15 protein-coding genes are annotated in these 17,446 nt (G+C 73.6%); 1 reads left to right on the top strand and 14 read right to left on the bottom strand.

All coding sequences use genetic code 11. The features are described 5' to 3' along the window. Window positions 1-17: 17 nt before the first annotated feature. Window positions 18-1,187 (top strand): MFS transporter, encoded by a 1,170-nt coding sequence (locus ABD292_RS37640; protein ID WP_344216067.1) that lies wholly within the window; start codon window positions 18-20, stop codon window positions 1,185-1,187. Here ABD292_RS37640 and hydA read toward each other — a convergent pair. From hydA to ABD292_RS37570, 14 genes are all read right to left on the bottom strand, one after another. Continuing rightward, window positions 1,162-2,568 (bottom strand): dihydropyrimidinase, encoded by a 1,407-nt coding sequence (hydA, locus tag ABD292_RS37635; protein ID WP_344216065.1) that lies wholly within the window; start codon window positions 2,566-2,568, stop codon window positions 1,162-1,164. The two genes, ABD292_RS37640 and hydA, sit on opposite strands and share 26 nt — an antisense overlap. Continuing rightward, window positions 2,565-2,954 (bottom strand): allophanate hydrolase-related protein, encoded by a 390-nt coding sequence (locus ABD292_RS37630; RefSeq protein ID WP_344216063.1) that lies wholly within the window; start codon window positions 2,952-2,954, stop codon window positions 2,565-2,567. Before ABD292_RS37630 ends, hydA begins: the two co-directional genes overlap by 4 nt. 12 nt (window positions 2,955-2,966) lie before the next feature. Continuing rightward, window positions 2,967-3,761, bottom strand: coding sequence for an ATP-binding cassette domain-containing protein (locus tag ABD292_RS37625; protein WP_344216061.1), 795 nt, complete (start codon window positions 3,759-3,761; stop codon window positions 2,967-2,969). Then, window positions 3,758-4,633 carry an ABC transporter ATP-binding protein gene (locus ABD292_RS37620; RefSeq protein ID WP_344216058.1) on the bottom strand — a complete coding sequence of 292 codons (876 nt, stop codon included), beginning with the start codon at window positions 4,631-4,633 and terminating at the stop codon, window positions 3,758-3,760. The genes ABD292_RS37625 and ABD292_RS37620 overlap by 4 nt, the downstream gene beginning before the upstream one ends. Continuing rightward, window positions 4,630-5,499, bottom strand: a complete 870-nt coding sequence (locus ABD292_RS37615) for an ABC transporter permease (RefSeq protein WP_344216056.1) — start codon at window positions 5,497-5,499, stop codon at window positions 4,630-4,632. Before ABD292_RS37615 ends, ABD292_RS37620 begins: the two co-directional genes overlap by 4 nt. Further along, complete coding sequence (locus tag ABD292_RS37610; protein WP_344216054.1) at window positions 5,496-6,560, bottom strand: ABC transporter permease; 1,065 nt, start codon at window positions 6,558-6,560, stop codon at window positions 5,496-5,498. Before ABD292_RS37610 ends, ABD292_RS37615 begins: the two co-directional genes overlap by 4 nt. Before the next feature lie 26 nt (window positions 6,561-6,586). Next, window positions 6,587-8,185: an ABC transporter substrate-binding protein gene (locus ABD292_RS37605; RefSeq protein WP_344216052.1), complete on the bottom strand. Its 1,599-nt coding sequence runs from the start codon at window positions 8,183-8,185 to the stop codon at window positions 6,587-6,589. 92 nt (window positions 8,186-8,277) lie between these two features. Then, window positions 8,278-10,011: a hydantoinase B/oxoprolinase family protein gene (locus tag ABD292_RS37600; RefSeq protein ID WP_344216050.1), complete on the bottom strand. Its 1,734-nt coding sequence runs from the start codon at window positions 10,009-10,011 to the stop codon at window positions 8,278-8,280. Next, window positions 10,008-12,059, bottom strand: a complete 2,052-nt coding sequence (locus tag ABD292_RS37595; protein WP_344216048.1) for a hydantoinase/oxoprolinase family protein — start codon at window positions 12,057-12,059, stop codon at window positions 10,008-10,010. The genes ABD292_RS37600 and ABD292_RS37595 overlap by 4 nt, the downstream gene beginning before the upstream one ends. Then, complete coding sequence (locus tag ABD292_RS37590) at window positions 12,056-13,354, bottom strand: amidohydrolase family protein (protein ID WP_344216046.1); 1,299 nt, start codon at window positions 13,352-13,354, stop codon at window positions 12,056-12,058. Before ABD292_RS37590 ends, ABD292_RS37595 begins: the two co-directional genes overlap by 4 nt. Before the next feature lie 8 nt (window positions 13,355-13,362). Beyond that, on the bottom strand, window positions 13,363-14,520 hold the full coding sequence (locus ABD292_RS37585) for an NAD(P)/FAD-dependent oxidoreductase (protein ID WP_344216044.1): 1,158 nt from the start codon (window positions 14,518-14,520) through the stop codon (window positions 13,363-13,365). Further along, complete coding sequence (locus ABD292_RS37580; RefSeq protein ID WP_344216042.1) at window positions 14,517-16,022, bottom strand: FAD/NAD(P)-dependent oxidoreductase; 1,506 nt, start codon at window positions 16,020-16,022, stop codon at window positions 14,517-14,519. The genes ABD292_RS37585 and ABD292_RS37580 overlap by 4 nt, the downstream gene beginning before the upstream one ends. Beyond that, complete coding sequence (locus ABD292_RS37575) at window positions 16,019-16,306, bottom strand: (2Fe-2S)-binding protein (protein ID WP_344216040.1); 288 nt, start codon at window positions 16,304-16,306, stop codon at window positions 16,019-16,021. Before ABD292_RS37575 ends, ABD292_RS37580 begins: the two co-directional genes overlap by 4 nt. Further along, window positions 16,303-17,250 (bottom strand): dihydrodipicolinate synthase family protein, encoded by a 948-nt coding sequence (locus ABD292_RS37570; protein WP_344216038.1) that lies wholly within the window; start codon window positions 17,248-17,250, stop codon window positions 16,303-16,305. Before ABD292_RS37570 ends, ABD292_RS37575 begins: the two co-directional genes overlap by 4 nt. Between the last annotated feature and the right edge of the window lie 196 nt (window positions 17,251-17,446).

Genomic DNA, 17,446 nt, shown 5'->3' with positions numbered 1-17,446 from the left:
GGACAGGATTTCGATGGTTGCTGGCCTCGAGCTGGCTGACGAATCTCGGGGACGGTGTCGCCGCCGCGGCGGGCCCCCTGCTGATCGCGACGCTGACCCGCGACCCGCTGATGATCTCGCTGTCGGCCCTGGTGGCGTGGGCGCCGCCGCTGGTGTTCAGCCTGTACGCGGGCGTGCTGTCGGACCGCCACGACCGGCGCGTGATCGTGCTGGTCGCCAACGCGGCACGGGCCGTGGTGCTGGCGGCGCTCGTCGTGCTCATGATGACCGGCGCCCTGACCGTGGCGACGGCGCTGATCGCGCTCACGCTGCGCTCGGTCGCCGAGGTCTTCGCCGACAACGCGACCGCCACGCTGACCCCGATGCTGGTCGACCGGGACGACCTCGTCGTCGCCAACGCCCGCCTGGGCACCGGGTTCATCACGCTCAACCAGCTCGCCGGGCCGCCGGTCGGCGCGGCGCTGTTCGGGCTGGGCCTGGCCTGGCCGTTCGCCGGGCAGCTGCTTCTGGTGGCGGCGGGGATCGTGCTGGTCTCGCGGGTGAGGCTGCCGCCGCGCGAGCTGCCGGCCGCGGGCCGCAGGCCGAACGCCTGGCGTGAGCTGGTGGAGGGCTTCGGCTGGACCGTGAGGCACGCGGCGGTCCGCACGCTGGCGCTCACCATCCTGATCTTCAACTTCACGTTCGGCGCGGCCTGGTCGGTCCTCGTCCTCTACACCCAGGAGCAGCTCGGCCTCGGCGCGCTCGGCTTCGGGCTGATGACCACCATCGGCGGGATCGGCGGCCTGCTCGGCACCAGCGTCTACGGGGCCGTCACCCGCAGGCTCAGCCTCGGCGCGCTGATGCGGATCGGGCTCATCATCGAGACGTTCACCCATCTGGGCCTGGCCCTGACCCATTCGCCGTGGGTCGCCGGAGCCATCTTCCTGGCCTTCGGCGCCCACGCCTTCATCTGGGGCACCACCTCGGTCACCGTGCGCCAGCGCGCGGTCCCGCACGAGCTGCAGGGCCGGGTGGGCAGCGTCAACACCGTCTCCACCTACGCCGGTCTCGTGGTCGGCTCGCTGATCGGCGGCATGCTCGCCACCCGGTTCGGCGTCGCGGCGCCCTTCTGGTTCGCCTTCGCCGGGTCGGCGGTGTTCGTGGTCCTGCTGTGGCGGCAGCTCATGCACATCGCCCACGAGGAGTGATCGGGCGGGCGCGCAGGTGCCGGCCGCGCGGCTCGGGGTCGGTGAGCACGCCGTCGTGGACCACGACCCGGCCGCCGACCAGCACCGTACGCGGCCGTCCCGTCACCGCCCTGCCCTCGTAGGGCGTGTAGTCCGTCGCCATGTGGAGCGCGCCCGAGGTGATCGTCCAGCGGGCGGCCGGGTCCCAGACGGCGACGTCGGCGTCGGCGCCCGGCATGAGGGTGCCCTTGCGCGGATACAGGCCGTTGGCGCGCGCCGGATTGGCGGCGGTCAGCTCCACGAACCGGGTGGCGGGCAGGGCGCCGCCCGCCACGAACTCCGAGAAGATCACCGGCAGCCGGGTCTCGACGCCCGGCAGGCCGTTCGGCATGGCGCGCACGTCGGCGCGGCGCGACTGCTTCTGCGCCACGTCGTAGCAGCAGTGGTCGCTGCCGATCGTGCTGATCTCGCCGGTGGCCAGGTGGCGGGCCAGCCCGTCGACGACGGGGCGCGGGCGCAGCGGCGGGCAGCACACGAACCGCTCGGGGTCGGGCCCGGCGTACAGGCCGTCGTCCAGCACCAGGTGGTGGGCGACGGACTCGGTCCAGGCGGCCAGGCCGCGCCGGCGGGCCGCGGCGACCAGCTCGACGGCCTCGGGCGTGGACTGGTGGACGAAGTAGACCGGCGCCTTCAGCGACTCGGCGATGGCCAGCACCTCGGCGACCGACGCGGTCTCGGCCAGCTCGGGACGGGTGGCCGCCATGTGCTCGGCGCCGATCCTGCCGTCGTGGGAGCAGCGCGCCTGGGTGTCCTCGATGATGTGGTTGGCCTCGCAGTGGATCACCACCATGCCGCCCAGGTCGCGCAGCGTCGACATGGTCTTCAGGATGGTGTCCTCGTCGGCCATCGTCTCGCCGCGGTAGGTGGTGAACATCTTCACCGTCGGCATGCCGTCGGCGACCAGCGAGCGCAGCTGCTCGGGCACCGTGTCGTCCCATGCGACGACGCAGGCGTGCAGGGCGCTGTCGCACAGGCCGCCGGCCGCCTTGGCGCGCTGGGCGTGGGCGGCGTCGGCGGGTGACTGGCCGGGGCGCGGGATGGCGAAGTCCACGATGGTGGTGGTGCCGCCGAAGACCGCGGCCGTCGTGCACTGGCGGTAGTCGTCGAGCGAGGTGAAGTCGCCGGAGGTGAAGCCGACGTGGCAGTGCGGGTCGACGCCGCCGGGCAGCACCAGCATGCCGGCGGCGTCGATCTCGGCCGTGCCGGGCGGGGCGGGCGTGCCGGGCTCGGCCAGCGCCGTGACCTTGCCGCCGGCGATGAACACGTCCGCCGGGGCGCTCCAGGCGGCCTCGGCGACCGTGCCGCCGCGGATCACCACCGGCTCGTGCGAGGACCCGCTCATCGGCCCGCTCCGGCCAGGTGCGCCCGCCAGCCGCCGGCCTCGCTGATGTCGGTGACGCCCGGCGCGCCCAGCGCCTCGGCGCGCATCCGCATCGACAGCGAGCCGCTGCCGTCGGCCAGCTCGATCACGCCCAGCTCCAGCTCGGGCGGTTCGCCCGGCAGCAGGTGCTCGCGCAGGATCTCGTAGGTGACCTCGTACAGCTCGCCGGGCACCGCGTGGCCGCCCGCGCCGACGGGGTGGAGGCCGGGGAACTCCTCGCGTACGGAGTAGAACCGGTAGAGGGGCGCGGTCGTCGCCGGGCCGAGGAAGCGCGCGCCGGCCAGCGCGGTGTTCAGGCTGCCGCCTGACATGGCCTGGCCGTTGACGAACATGCGCAGATTCTCCATGGGTGCTCCTTCTCAGAGGCCGGAGGGACGCTGCCGGGCGAGCGCCGGGTCGGGGACGGGCACGGCGTCGAGCAGCGAGCGGGTGTAGGGGTGCGCGGCGTCGCCGTAGATCTGCTCGCGGGTGCCGATCTCGGCGAGCCCGCCGTCGAGCATGACGGCCACCCGGTCGCACAGGTAGTAGACGACCGCGAGGTCGTGGGCGATGAACAGGATCGACAGACCCAGCCGTTCGCGCAGGTCGCGCAGCAGGTTCAGCACCTGGGCCTGGACCGAGACGTCGAGTGAGGAGACCGGCTCGTCGCAGATGAGCAGCCGCGGCTCCACGGCGAGCGCGCGGGCGATGGAGATGCGCTGGCGCTGCCCGCCGGAGAACGAGCGCGGATGGCGGTCCAGGTGCTCGGCCGACATGCCGACCGTCTCCAGCAGCTCGGCGGCCCGCGCGCGGCGGCGCCGCCGGTCCGGCTCCAGCCCGTGCACGAGCAGCGGCTCGCCGATGAGCTCGGCCACGGTCATGCGCGGATTCAGCGACGAGTACGGGTCCTGGAAGACCATCTGCATGTCGGCGCGCAGCGCCCGCAGCTCGCGCCGCCCGGCGGCCAGCACGTCGCGGCCGCCGAGCAGGATCTGCCCGCTGTCGGGGCGGGTGAGGCGGGTGATGCAGCGCGCGGTGGTGGACTTGCCGGAACCGGACTCGCCGACCAGGCCGAGCACCTCGCCCGGCGCCACGTCGAAGGAGACGCCGTCCAGGACGCGCCGCCCACCGAAGGTCTTGACCAGGTCGCGGACCTGGAGCAGCGGCTCGCTCACGATCCCTCCTCCTCGTGGCCGGGGGCGCCGATGACGGCGAGCGGCCGGGTGACGTCGCCGCCGATGCGGGGGACGGCGGCCAGCAGCGCCTTGGTGTACGGGTCGCGGGGCGCGGCGTAGATCTGCTCGACGGTGCCGGTCTCGACCGGCCGGCCGTGGCGCATCACGACCGCCCGCTGGGCGAACCCGGCGACGATGCCCAGGTCGTGGGTGATGAGCAGGATGGACATGCCGCGCTCGTCGGCCAGTTCGCGCAGCAGCTCCAGCACCCGGGCCTGGACGCGTACGTCGAGCGCCGTGGTGGGCTCGTCGGCGATGAGCAGCGCGGGCTCGGCGATGACCGCGATGGCGATCACCACGCGCTGCCGCATGCCGCCGGAGAACTGGTGCGGGTAGTCGTCGGCGCGGTGCTCGGCGTCGCGCACGCCCAGCCGTTCCAGCAGGTCGACGGCGCGGCGGCGGGCGACCTTCCTGGGCACGCCGCGGATGACGAGCGGCTGCATGACCTGGCGGCCGATCGTCATGACCGGGTTGAGCGAGGCCAGCGGGTCCTGGAAGACGAGGCCGACGCGGCCGCCGCGGATCTCGCGCATCCTGCGCGGCGGCAGCGTCAGCAGGTCGACGCCCTCCAGCTCGATGCGGCCGGACAGGCGCGCGTCGGGGTCGAGGCGGAGCACGGCGCGCGCCGTGACGGACTTGCCGGACCCGGACTCGCCGACCAGGGCGACCCGCTCGCCGGGGGCGAGGTCGAGGTCCACGCCGTGGACGACCTGCGCGGGACCGGCCGGCGACGGGTAGGAGATCCGCAGGTCGCGGACGCGCAGCAGGGGTCCGGCGCTCAGGGGTCCGGCGCTCAGGGGTCCGGTGCTCATCGTGCCTCCCGGCGGATCGTCGGGTCGTTGCGCACCCGCAGCCAGTCGCCCACCAGGTTGAAGGCCAGGGCGGTCAGCAGCAGGGCCAGGCCCGGGAAGGCCACGGCCCACCAGGCGTTGGTGAGGTTGTTGGCCTCGCCGGCGATCATCGCGCCCCACTCGGCGGAGGGCACCTGGGCGCCGACGCCGATGAAGGACAGGCCGGAGATCACCAGCATGACCGCGCCGACGTCCACGGTCGTCTGCACGTAGAGGGTGTTGAGCGCGTTGAGCAGGATGTGGCGGAAGATCAGCCGGCCCTGAGGGACGCCCAGGACGCGGGCCGCGTCGACGTACTCGGCGTCCTTGACCTCGCGCACCAGCGTGCGGGCCAGGCGGGCGTAGCCGGGCCACCAGGTCACCGACAGGGCGATGACGGCGGAGGACAGGCCGGGCCCGAGCGCGGCCGACAGGCCGAGGGCCAGGATGATCGCCGGCAGCGACAGGCCGATGTCGGTGATGCGCATCAGCACCTCGTCGACGACCTTGCCGCCGAGCGCGGCCACGGTGCCGATCAGGACGCCGATCACGGTGGAGGCGGCGATGACGACCAGCGTGGCGGGCAGGGTGACGCGGGCGCCGAAAAGGACGCGGCTCAGCACGTCCCGGCCGTTGGCGTCGGTGCCGAACCAGTGCTCGGCCGAGGGCGGAAGCAGCGCGTCGGTCAGGTTCACCGCGTACGGGTCGTGCGGCGCGAGGAGCGGCCCGACGGCCGCCATCGCGACCACGACGACGACCACCGCCAGGGCGGCGCCCTCCACGAACGGCACCCGGTGCCGGATCCGGGCCGCCACGGCGGCTGTGGCCCCGGTCGTGGCTGCGCTCATGCGGGCACCTCCGTCCTGGCCGCCTCGGCGGTGGCGGCCGGACGGCGGGCGCGGCCGCCGGTGTGGCGCAGCCGCGGGTTGAGCCAGAGCTGGACGAGGTCGACGGCGATGTTCGCCAGCACGAAGACCACTCCGATCACGAGTACGGTGCCGATCACGGCGTACAGGTCGTTCTGCAGGACCGCGGTCACCGCGTAGGCGCCGATGCCGGTCCTGCCGAAGACGGACTCGACCAGGACGGTGGAGCCGAGCATCCAGCCGAGCTGCATGCCGAGGATGGTGCTGGCCGGCACCAGCGCGTTGCGCAGCCCGTGCAGCACCACCACGCGCAGCTCCGAGGCGCCGGTGGCGCGGGCGAGCTGGACGTAGTCGGAGCTGAGCGCGGTGAGCATCGAGGAGCGCACCGTCCTCGCCACCACCGCCACGAACGACGCGGCGAGCGTGATCGCCGGCAGCACCAGGTGCGCGGCGGCGTCGGCGAAGGCCGCCAGGTCGCCGCCGAGCAGCGCGTCCACCGACGTCATGCCGGTGATCGCGGGCACCTGCCGGCCGAAGGACAGCTGCCCGGTGAGGGGCAGCGCCCTGAGCTGGGCGGCGAAGACGAGCTGGAGCATCAGGCCGAGCCAGAAGACCGGCATGGCCGCGCCCAGCAGGGTGATCAGCCGGGCGGCAGCGTCCGCCGCCCGGCCGCTGCGCCAGGCGGCGTAGGCGCCCAGGGGCACCGCCACCACGATGTTGATCACCATGGCGGCGAGGACCAGCTCCACCGAGGAGGGCAGCATGGCCGCGACATCCTCCAGCACCGGCCGCTGGGTGAACACCGACGTCCCGAGATCCCCCTGCAGCAGCCGCCCCATGTAGGCCAGGAACTGGTCCCACAGCGGCCGGTCCAGGCCCAGGCGGGCGGCGACGGCAGCGACCTGCTCGGCCGTCGCGTTGCGCCCGGCGGCCGCGCGGGCGGGGTCGCCGGGCAGCACCTGGGTCATCAGGAACGTGACGACGGCGAGGCCGAGCAGCACGACGACGCTCGTGACGAGCCGCCGGAGCAGCAGACGGGCCATGCGGAGTCCCTCCTCGTGCCGGTGGGTCAGCCGACCTGGACCTTGTAGACGTCCACGGTCTGGTGGTGGGCGGGCTGGTAGGTGTAGCCGGTCAGGCCCTTGCGCAGGACCGTCACGTACTGCGAGTTGGCCATGTTGATGGCGTAGTGGTCGGCGGCGATGAGCTGCTGGGCCTTGCCGTAGGCGGCGCACCGCTCGCTCTCGTCGGTGGCGCGCTGGCCCTGCTCGACGAGCTTGTCGACCTCGGGGTTGTCGTAGCCGCCGCTGTTCTGGCCGTTGTTGATGAAGGTGGAGTGGAACTGCACGTACAGGACCGCGTCCGGGTCCGGGTAGGCCGGGAAGCCGTAGATCATGCCGAGGTCGGGCGTGGTCTCGTTGGTCTTCATGCGGTCCACGTACTGCGGGTAGGTGATCGCTTCGAGGTTGAGGGTGACGCCGATCTCGGCCAGGTTGGACTGCAGCAGCGTGGCGGCCTGCTCCATCTCGGCGGTGGCCTTCAGGTACGTCATGGTGAGCTTGACGTCGCTCAGCCCGGCGTCGGCGAGGATCTGCTTGGCCTTGGCCACGTCGCGGGCCGGCTGCGGGGCGGAGGAGTCGAAGCAGGTCATGCCGCTCGGCAGCACGCCGACGGCTTTCTTGCCGGCGCCCTTGAGGATGGCGCTGATGTGCTGGTCGTAGTCGTAGGCGTGGCTGAGGGCCTCACGCAGCTTCGGGTTCGACAGCGGCGAGTCCTTCATCTTGGCGAACACGTACAGCTGCACGTTGGTGTCGGCCTTGTCGACGGTGAACCCGGAGCTTTCCATGCCCGCCCAGTCGGTGGGCGCGATGTCCATGGCGATGTCGATGTCGCCCGAGGTCAGCGCCGTCTTCTGGGTGGCGGCCTGCGGCAGGTAGCGGAACACCACGTCCTTGGCCTGGTTGGTGAAGCCGCCCCAGTAGCCGTCGTGGCGGGTGAAGCGGGCCTCCTGGTTGGCGGTGTAGCCGGTCAGCTTGTACGGCCCCGACCCGGCGTCGTTGGAGGCGAGCCACTTCTGGCCGTCGTCGCCGCCGGCGTTGGCGGTGACGAGCTTGGAGTTGAGCAGGTAGACGCGGGTGAGGGCGGAGGCGAACGGCGCGTACGGCTGCTTGAGCCTGATCGTGGCGTGGGTGTCGTCGGTGACCTCGGTGGAGTCGTAGGCCTTGACCAGGGAGGCGACGCCGATGCCGAGCCGGGCGATGCGGTCCAGGGTGTACTTCACGTCGGCGGCGGTCAGCTTGGCGCCGTCGTGGAAGGTCACGTCGTCGCGGAGGGTGACGTCGAGCGCGGTGCCGTCGTCGTTGAACTTCCACGCGGTGGCGACCGACGGCGCGAGCTCGCTGCCCTCGTAGCGCAGCAGCGTGTCGTAGGCGGGCACGGCCACCTCGTCCACGGTGGAGTTGTCCGCCTGGACGGGGTCGAAGGTCGCCGGCGGCTCGTTCTCGGCGATGATCAGCGTCTGCTTGCGGGCGTCCGCGCCGCCGCCGGCGGCGGAGCCGCCGCCTCCGCACGCCGCGAGGGCGAGGGAGGCGGCCACGGCTGCCGCGACCAGGCGCAAGGGACGGACCCGGCGGGACCGGCCCGCCGTCGGGGGGATGGGGTGGGACATGGATCTTCTACCCTTCATGAGTACGCCGTCGCGGCGGTCAGCCGTGCCCGGACGGTGGGCCCGGCGATGGGTCCGGCGGTGGGCCCGGGCGGTCAGGAACCCGAGGCGGCCGATCGTGACGCCCTGGCGGGCGTGGGCTCCCAGCCGCCGGAGGGGTCCACGACGACGCCGTAGATCCGCTCCGCCGCCTGCGCGCTGACGTAGCCGTCGAGCACGTCGGCGACCACGGCGGCCGGGTCGCGGTCGAGCGGGTCGCCGTAGCCGCCGCCGCCCGCGGTGCGGTTGACGAAGCGGTCCCCCGCCCGCATCGTCGCCCGGTACATGCCGACCCGCTTGGCCCGGTCGGTGCCCGGCCAGAGCACCATCTCGCTCGGCTCGGGCTCCTGGCCGCCGTCCAGCGCCCAGGGGCGGGTCTTGCTCTTCTTCTTCATCGACAGCACCTCGCCGTCGGCGAGGTAGCGGACCTGCCGCAGCACGCCGACGCCGCCGCGGTGCCGGCCGGCCCCGCCGGAGTCGGGGATGAGTTCGAGCCGCTCGTGGAAGACGGTCGACTTGTGCTCCAGGACCTCGATCGGGGTGTTGCGCACGACGCTCTGCGACGGGTGCTGCTGGGCGTTGGCGCCGTCGTGGTCCTTGTGCGCGCCCCAGCCGATGCCCTCGTTGTTGCTGATGACGAAGTCCGACCCGGTACGCGGGTCGTGGCCGAGCGCCATGAAGCCCGGCTCGTCGCCGCCCGAGGACGCCGGGATGTCGTCGAGCACCTGCGCCAGCGCCTTGTGCAGCAGCTCGAAGGCGACGATGCCGCTCCACTGCGTGAACGTCGCCACCGGGTACTGGGCGTTGAAGAAGTTGCCCGGGTCGGCCTTGACGGTCAGCGCCCGGTAGTGGCCGGCGTTGGACGGCTCGCGCGCCGTCGTCAGCTCCTTGAACGTGGCCTTGGCCAGGCTCTCGGTCGCGCCGATCGGCAGGTTGACCGGGCCGAGCACGGCCCCGTCGGAGCCGTTGAAGTCGACCTCCATGCGGTCGCCGTCGATGGTGACCTTGACCTCCATGCGGATGAGGTCGTCGGTGATGCCGTCGTCGTCGCAGTAGTCCGCGGCCGTCCACGTGCCGTCGGGCAGGGCGGCCACGGCCTTGCGGGCGACCCGCTCGCCGTGCTCGATGATCTGCCTGATGGCCTGGTCCACGGTGTCGCCGCCGAACTTCTCCCACACCTGGGCCAGCCGGTTCTCGCCGGTGCGCAGCGCCGCGAGCTGGGCGTGGAAGTCGCCGATGGTCAGGTCGGGCAGGCGCGAGTTGAAGCGGATCAGCTCGATGATGTCCCGTACGACCTCGCCCCGGCTGACGATCTTCGTGCCCGGGAAGATGAGGCCTTCCTGGTGCATGTCGGTCGAGTCCAGGACGTAGCCGGGGGCCTTGGCGCCCAGGTCCATCCAGTGCGCGCGGACCGCCAGGTAGGCCGCAGGGCCGTCGTGGCCGTCGCGGAACACCGGCGCGAACAGCATCGCGTCGTAGGAGTGGGCGCCGCTCCAGTACGGGTAGTTCAGCAGGTAGACGTCGCCGGGCGCGAGGTTGTCGCGGCCGACGTACTCCACGCCCTTGACGATGGCGTAGTCGTTGGCGCCCAGGAAGGACGTGATGCCGGCCGCCTCGGCGGTCAGGTCGAGGTCGGCGTTGTAGATGGAGATGCCGAAGTCGAGCACCTCGTAGATGACCGGGTTGAACGCCGCCCGCACCAGGGTGCGGCGCATCTGCTCGCCCACCGAGACCAGGTAGTTCCTGATCACCTCGACGGTGGCGCCGTCCAGCCGCTCGCCCGTGCTCATGCCTGGCCTCCCGTGATCACCAGTTGCCCGTATCGGTCGACGGTGAGCTGCTGGTCTCCGAAGATGACCGTGGTGGAGGTGCCTTCCTCCACGATGGCCGGCCCGCTCACCTCGTGGCCGGCGCCCAGGGTGGCCCGCGCGTACACCGGGAAGGCGACCGTCTCGCCCGAGGCGACGTCGAACGCCGGTCGCTCGCCGATCGGTTCCGGGACGGCGCTGCCCGCCGGCGGCAGCTCGCGCAGGCCCGGCTTGGACAGCCGGCCGACCGCGCGCACCCGCAGCGTCAGGATCTGGCCCGGCTCCGGCATCGCGTGGCCGTAGCGGGCCTCGTGCTGCGCGCTGAAACGGGCCAGCACGGCGGCCGCGGTGTCGCCGGGCACCAGGTCGATGCCGAGGCTGTGCTCCTGGCCGTGGTAGCGCACGTCCAGGCGGCGGATCAGGGTGCGGTCCTCGGGCTTGACGCCCTGCGCGGACAGCACCTCCTCGCCCTGGCCCTCCAGCTCGGCGAACGCCTCCTCCAGCCCGGCCAGCGTCTCGTCGGTCAGCGGGCGCAGGACGGTGGTGGCGAACTCGTACTCCAGGTCCGACATCAGCATGCCGAAGGCCGAGAACGCGGCCGGCACCTGCGGCACGATCGTGGTCGCGATGCCCATCTCGCGGGCCAGCATCGGCGCGAGCAGCGGCCCGGCCCCGCCGAAGGCCAGCAGCGCGAACTCGCGCGGGTCCAGCGCCCGCTCCACGGTGATCTCGCGCAGCGCGCCCACCGTGCGGGCCAGCAGCACCTGGAAGACGCTGGCCGCGGCCCTGGTGACGTCCACGCCGAGCGGTTCGGCGAGCTTGGCCGCTACGGCGTCGCGGGCGGCGTCGGCGTCGATCGTCATGTCGCCGTCCAGGAACCCCGACGGGTCGAGGTAGCCGAGGACGAGCGCCACGTCGGTCACGGTCGGCTCGGTGCCGCCCGCCCGGTAGGCGACCGGTCCCGGCACCGCGCCGGCGCTGTGCGGGCCGACCTTCAGCAGGCCCTCGTCGATCCAGGCGATCGAGCCGCCGCCGGCGCCGACGGTGCGGATGTCGAAGATCGGGATGAGCAGCGGGAAGCCGTCGATGCCGGCCTCGTGCACCTCGCCGGGCTCGCCGTCCTCGATCACGCAGCAGTCGAGGCTGGTGCCGCCCACGTCGAACGTGATGACCTTGGCCAGGCTCTGCTCGCGGGCCAGGAAGGAGGCGCCGACGACGCCGCCCGCAGGGCCGGACAGCACCGTCATCAGGGGCGCCTGGCGGGCCAGCTCGGAGGTCATCGCGCCGCCGCCCGAGCGCATGATGTGCAGCGGGTGGGTCAGCCCGGCGTCGTTCAGCCGCGACTCCAGGGTGGCGATGTAGTCGTTGAGCACCGGCCGGATGTAGGCGTCGAGGGTGACGGTGCTGGTGCGCTCGTACTCGCGGTACTCGCGGGTGATGTCGGTCGAGGTCGAGACCGACACCTCGGGGTAGGTTTCGCGCAGGATGCGGGCGGCCAGCCGCTCGTGCTCGGGGTTGGCGTAGGAGTGCAGGAAGCAGACGGCCAGCGAGCGCAGGCCGTGCTCCTCCACCAGCAGCCGCCCGGCCTCGCGGACCGCGTCCTCGTCCAGCGGCTCGATCACGGTGCCCTGGGCGTCGATGCGGCCCGGCACGCCGGTGCGGTGGCGGCGGGGGACGAGGGGCGGCGGCGGGGCGTAGGAGAAGTCGTACATGTGCTGGGCGGGCACGTTGGCGCGGGCGATCTCCAGCAGGTCGCGGAAGCCCTCGTTGGTGATGATCCCGACGTCGGCGCCGCGCCGCTGCAGGATCGCGTTGAGGCCGAGCGTGGTGCCGTGGACGAACGCCTCCACGTCGTCCAGCCGGCCGGCGAGCCCGCCGACGGCGTCGAGCACGCCGCGCGCGGGGGCGTCGGGGGTGGTGGAGGCCTTGTGCAGCCGCAGCTCGCCGGTGGTGTCGTCGTAGGAGATCGCGTCGACGAACGTGCCGCCGATGTCGACGGCGAAGCGGGTGCGGCCGGGGTCCTGGCTCACTGGGCGCCCTCCGTGGGGTGGATGTCGGGAACGGCGGGAACGGCGGGCAGGTCGTCGCGGACGATCCGCCCGGCCTGCATGACGAAGGAGATCCGGCGCAGCGCGGACAGGTCGCTCAGCGGGTCGCGCTCGGTGACGATCAGGTCGGCGAGGTGGCCCTCCTCGACGGCGCCGGCCTGCCCCCGCAGGCCGACGAGCCGGGCCGCTTCGAGGGTGCCGGAGCGCAGCGCCTGCTCGGTGCTGAGCCCGGCCTCGGCCAGGAACTCCATCTCCCGGACCGCGACGACGGTGTCCTCGATGGGCTCGCCGGGCGGGTAGTCGGTGCCGGCCAGGAACGTGATGCCGGGCTTGTCCGGGTCGTCGGGGTCGGCGACGCCGGCCGCGATGGCGGTGCGGATGCTGGCCAGGTGGCCGGGGCCGACCTCCAGGGCCCGCTCGATCTGCCAGGGGGTGAAGGAGTGCTCGGCCATCCACTCGGGGCAGCGGGTCACGCACAGCGTCGGCGTCAGGTACACCCGCTGGGCGGCCATCTGGCGGGCGGTGTCGGCGTCGAGCTCGTAGGCGTGCTCGTAGCCGCGCACGCCCGCGCTGAGCGCCTCGCGGATGGCCGAGCCGGCGCCGGCGTGGGCGGTGACGTACGTGTTGTGCTCCTCGGCGGCGCGGACCACGGCGCGCATCTCGTCGATCGTCATCTGCGCGCCGGTGAACGACTCGCCCTGGTGGGCGATGCCGCCGGTGATGAAGATCTTGATGAGGTCGGCGCCGGCGGCCAGCTCGGCGCGGGCGGCCCGCAGGAAGGAGTCGTAGCCGTCGGCGTAGACGCAGGCGCTGCCGTGGCCGTGGCCGCCGGTCGTGGAGATGGCGCGGCCGGCGCCCACGATCCGCGGCGCCTCCACCCATCCCTGGCCGGCGGCGGTGCGGACGAGGAGGTCGGCGCGGTTCTGCTCGTGCACGGAGCGGATGGTGGTGACGCCCGCGTACAGCGCGTCACGGGCCCGGGACAGGGCGCGCAGCGCCGTGATGCCGGAGTCCTCCGCCTCGTCGGTGGCCGAGAACGGGTAGACCACCGACAGGTGCGTGTGCACCGAGATCAGCCCGGGCAGCAGGTAGCGTCCGTCCAGCCGCACGGTGCGCGCCCCGGGAGGCGGCGCGTCGGCGGTGAGGCGGTCGATCCGCCCGCCCCGCACGACGACGTTGGTGTCCCGCCGGACCTTGCCCGACCGCACGTCCACGACATGCCCGCCGGACAGCCACACCGGCTCGTTCGCGGGCGCTCGCCCGTCTGTCGCTGTCACCTGTCTCCTCATCTCTTCTTCTCGGGGAGGTCTTGCATGAGCCGCTCCGGTCCCAGGTCGGAGATGTCCACGGGCGGCTCGGCGCCGGCCACGAGGCGGCGCAGGGTCTCCGCCCACAGGGGGGCGAAGGTGAACGCGTACGTGCCGCCCGCGACGAGGAACCCCGGGCTGCCCGGCACCTCGCCGATCACCGGCATCTCGTCGGGGGTGGCGGCGAGCGGCCCCGCCCACGCCCGCAGCAGGCGCAGCCCCCGCACGAACGGCAGGATCCGCACGGCCAGCGCCATGTTGCCCACCATGCTGTCCACGCCGGCGTCGCTGCGGCCGTCGAGGTTGAGCCGGCGGGCCGGCCAGCCGCCGCCGACCAGCAGGTTGCCCGCGCTGACCTGTTTGACCGACAGGCCCTCACCGATGTGCTGGACCAGGTGCGGCAGCCCGGCGGGGGAGCGGACGGTGGCGTGCATCTGGATCGCCACCGGGGCCAGGTCGAGCGTGATCCCCGCGAGCGCGGCGATCCGGTGCAGCCACGGCCCGGCCACGTCGATCACGACCGGCGCCGCGACCTGCCGCGGGCCGGCCGTCACCCGCCAGCCGCCGCCGTCGCGGGCGACGCCGGTGACCGGCGCGAACGGCACCACCTCGGCGCCGTGCCGCACCGCGTCGTCCAGGTAGGCCGGGGTGACCTTCAGCGGGTTGGCGTAGCCGTCGAGCGGGCACCAGGTGGCGGCGGCGACGCTCGGCCCGAGCTGGGGCAGCGCCGCGCGGGCCGCGTCGCCGTCGAGGATCTCGGTGGTGATGCCCGCCGCGTTCTCCCAGGCCTGCTTGTCGTGCAGCTCGCGGACCTGGGCGGGGGTCTCGGCGACGGTGAAGCCGCCGCTGCGGCGCAGCTCGACCGAGGCGTCCAGGTCGTCCTCCACGTCCTGCCACAGGTCGCTCGCGGCGCGTTGCAGGGGCGTGAAGCGGGCGCTGTCGAGGGGGACGGCCTGGCCGGGGCGGCGGGTGTGGACCGCCTGCACGTGCAGGTTGCCCGCGGTGGTGCCCGAGCCCTCGCGGCCGGGGGCGCCGCGTTCCAGCACCACGACCCGGTGGCCGTCGCGGGCGAGCCGGCTGGCGGCCGCCGCGCCGAGCACGCCGGCGCCGATGATCACCACGTCGGCGGTCGTCATGCGGCCTCCCCTTCGCCGGCCGGCTCAGGCCGGGCCATCTCTGTGCGGGCCGACTCAGATCGGGCCGGCCCAGGCCGGGCCAGCTCGGATCGGGCCTGGTCAGATCGGGCCTGGTCAGATCCGGCCGGCTCGGATGCGGCCATCTCCAGGAGGGTCGTCACCGGGACGGGGCGGACCGGGAGGCGGGACGGGAAGACGTCCGGGGACGTCCTGGCCACGGCCGAGACGGCGAAGCCGCACTCGCGGCCCTGGCAGGGGCCCATGCCCGCGCGGGTCCACGCCTTGGTGGCGTTCACGTCGCCGGCCGTGGTCCCGGCGACTCTGCGGACCTCGCCCGCGGGGACGGCCTCGCAGCGGCACAGCGTGGCGGTGTCCGGCAGCGCGCCCGGCAGCAGCCTCGCCAGCTCGGCAGGAGCCGGGTAGAGCGCGTCGGTCAGCTTCTTGAAACGTTCCAGGCGGCGGCCGGTCCTGGCCAGGCCGTGGAGTTCGGCGGCGGGGACGTCGTGTCCCTCGCGGGCGAGGATGTCGAGGGCGGCCGCGAGGCCCCGGGCCGCTGCGGTGGGCGCGCCGCCGATGCCCGCCGCCTCGCCGATGACGTACACGTCGTCGCGGGTGGCGCGGCCGGAGGCGGTGAGGACCGGAGTCGCGTCGCCGGTCGCCGGGTCCGTACGCACGGCGCAGCCCAGCATCCTGGCCAGGTCGGACTGCGGGCGGAAGCCGTAGCCGACGCAGAGCGCGTCCACGGCGACCGTGCGCACCGCCCGCGTGGGAGCGGCCGTGGCGGCCAGCGTCACGGACGTGACCCGGTCGCCGCCGTCGGCGCGCACGACCACGGTGTCCTGCCAGAGCGGCACGCGGGCGCGGGCCAGGCGGGCGGCGTACCCGGCCAGCTCGCGCAGCCGCGCGGGGTGGCGTACGGCGCCGAGCGCCCGCAGGCCGGGCCGGTAGGGGTGGCCGGCCTCGGCGATCCCGGCGACGGTCACGCCGAGGGCCAGCAGCGAGCAGGCGACGGGAAGAAGGAACGGTCCAGAGCCGGCCAGCAGCACGCGCTCGCCGATCGGCGTGTGGTCGGCGGCGGCCAGGTGCTGGGCGAAACCGGGCGTGGTCACGCCGGGCAGCTGCCAGCCGGGGAAGGGGAAGGGGCGCTCGTAGGCGCCGGTGGCGACGATCACGTACCGGCCGCGCAGGCGCACCGGGTGCTCGGCGGGGTCGGAGACCAGCAGCGTGCGGCCGTCGTCGTCGACGCCCCAGACCAGGTGGCCGGTGCGGCACTCGACGCCCGCCGCGCGTACGGCCTCGACCAGGCGGCGGCCCTCGGGACGGTGCTCGCCCCAGACACGGGCGACCTCGGGGGCCGGCCGGCGGAAGTACTGGCCGCCCAGCTCGGGCTGCTCGTCCAGGACGGTCACGCTCAGCCCGGCGGCCGCCAGCCGGCGGGCCGCGGCGAGCCCGGCGGGGCCGCCGCCGACGATCACGACGTCCCGCTCCTCGTGGCGGCTCATGCCAGCTCCTCCGCGCCGGCCGTCTCGACGCGCATGCCGGGACGCACCGGGGTCAGGCAGGCCCGCACGCCGGGACGCCCGTCCACGGTCACCTCGCACTCCAGGCAGATCCCCATGCCGCAGAACGGGCCGCGCGGCTCGTCGCTGACCGGGTTGCGGCGAAAGGCCCAGATGCGGTCGCCGACGAGCGCGGCGGCCAGGCTGACGCCCTTGACGGCGTTCACGGGCCGGCCGTTGACCTCGATCGTGACGGTGCTCGGGGTGGCCGGCGCCTTCGCGCTCATCCCCGGGCTCCGAGCGCGGCCTTCAGGCCCGACTCGGTGAGCACGGCGTCGATCGCCCGCAGCCGCGTCTCGTCCTCGATCGGCAGCAGCGGCGGCCGTACGTGGCCGCCCGGCTGGCCGAGCAGCCGCATGGCGGCCTTGAGCTGGGCGATGGGCGAGCCGAACACGCCGCTGTAGTCGGGGTTGATCAGCCGCGAGGACAGCGCCGTGTAGCGGTCGGCCCAGGCGCGGGCGGCGGCGGCGTCGCGGGCGGCGACCGCCTCGTAGTAGGGGACGGAGAACGGGGCGCCCATGCCGCCGCCGTCGATGTTGCCGTCGCCGCCGAGTTCCATGAGCACGGCCAGGCCGCGCCGGTGCAGGAAGCTGCCGAACACCCGGACCCGGTCGCTGACCGCCTCGACCGTGCCGAGCATGCGCAGCCAGTCGCCGGTGCTGTCCTTGATGGCGACGACGTTGTCCAGGTCCGCCAGCCGCGCGGCCAGCCCCGGATGGGCGGAGATGTCCACGGCGACGCCGCGCGGCCAGTTGTAGACCATGAACGGCAGGGCGGTGGCCGAGCTGAGGCGGTCGTAGAAGTGCACGATCTCGTCCGGCCCCGGGTGGACGTACGGCGGGGGCGTGGCGAGCAGCCCGTCGGCGCCGGCCTCGGCGGCGTGGCGGGCCAGGGCGATCGCCTCGTCCGGGGTGTAGGCGGTGACGCCGGCGATCACGGGGAAGCGGCCGGCGACCTCGTCCACCGCGATCTCGACGACCCGGCGGCGCTCGCCGGTGCTCTGGCTGAACCACTCGCCGGTGCTGCCGTTGACCAGGACCCCGTGCACTCCCTGCGCGGCGTACAGACGCAGGAGCGCGCGCCAGGACTCCTCGTCGAGGAGCCCGTCGGCGGTGAAGGGTGTGGGGGCGGCCGGCCAGTAGCCGTGCCAGGTGACGTCGTCGCGGTCCATGCGGTTCTCGACCTCGCGGGGTTGGTTTGGGATCGATTGCACAAGGTTGTAGCAACGCGCTGATTCCGGTCAAGGGGCAATTTGGGTTTTTACTCGGCGAAATATCGTCGTTACATCGACGCATTGACGATCTTCTGGCAGGATCCACGTGCATAATGGGATCGATCCCAAAGATCCACACCAGACAGGGGAGACG

This window comes from Nonomuraea bangladeshensis (assembly GCF_039529455.1).
Taxonomy (GTDB): Bacteria; Actinomycetota; Actinomycetes; order Streptosporangiales; family Streptosporangiaceae; genus Nonomuraea; species Nonomuraea bangladeshensis.
Note: the sequence above shows the minus strand (reverse complement) of the source record. Positions and strands in the feature narration are given on the sequence as shown.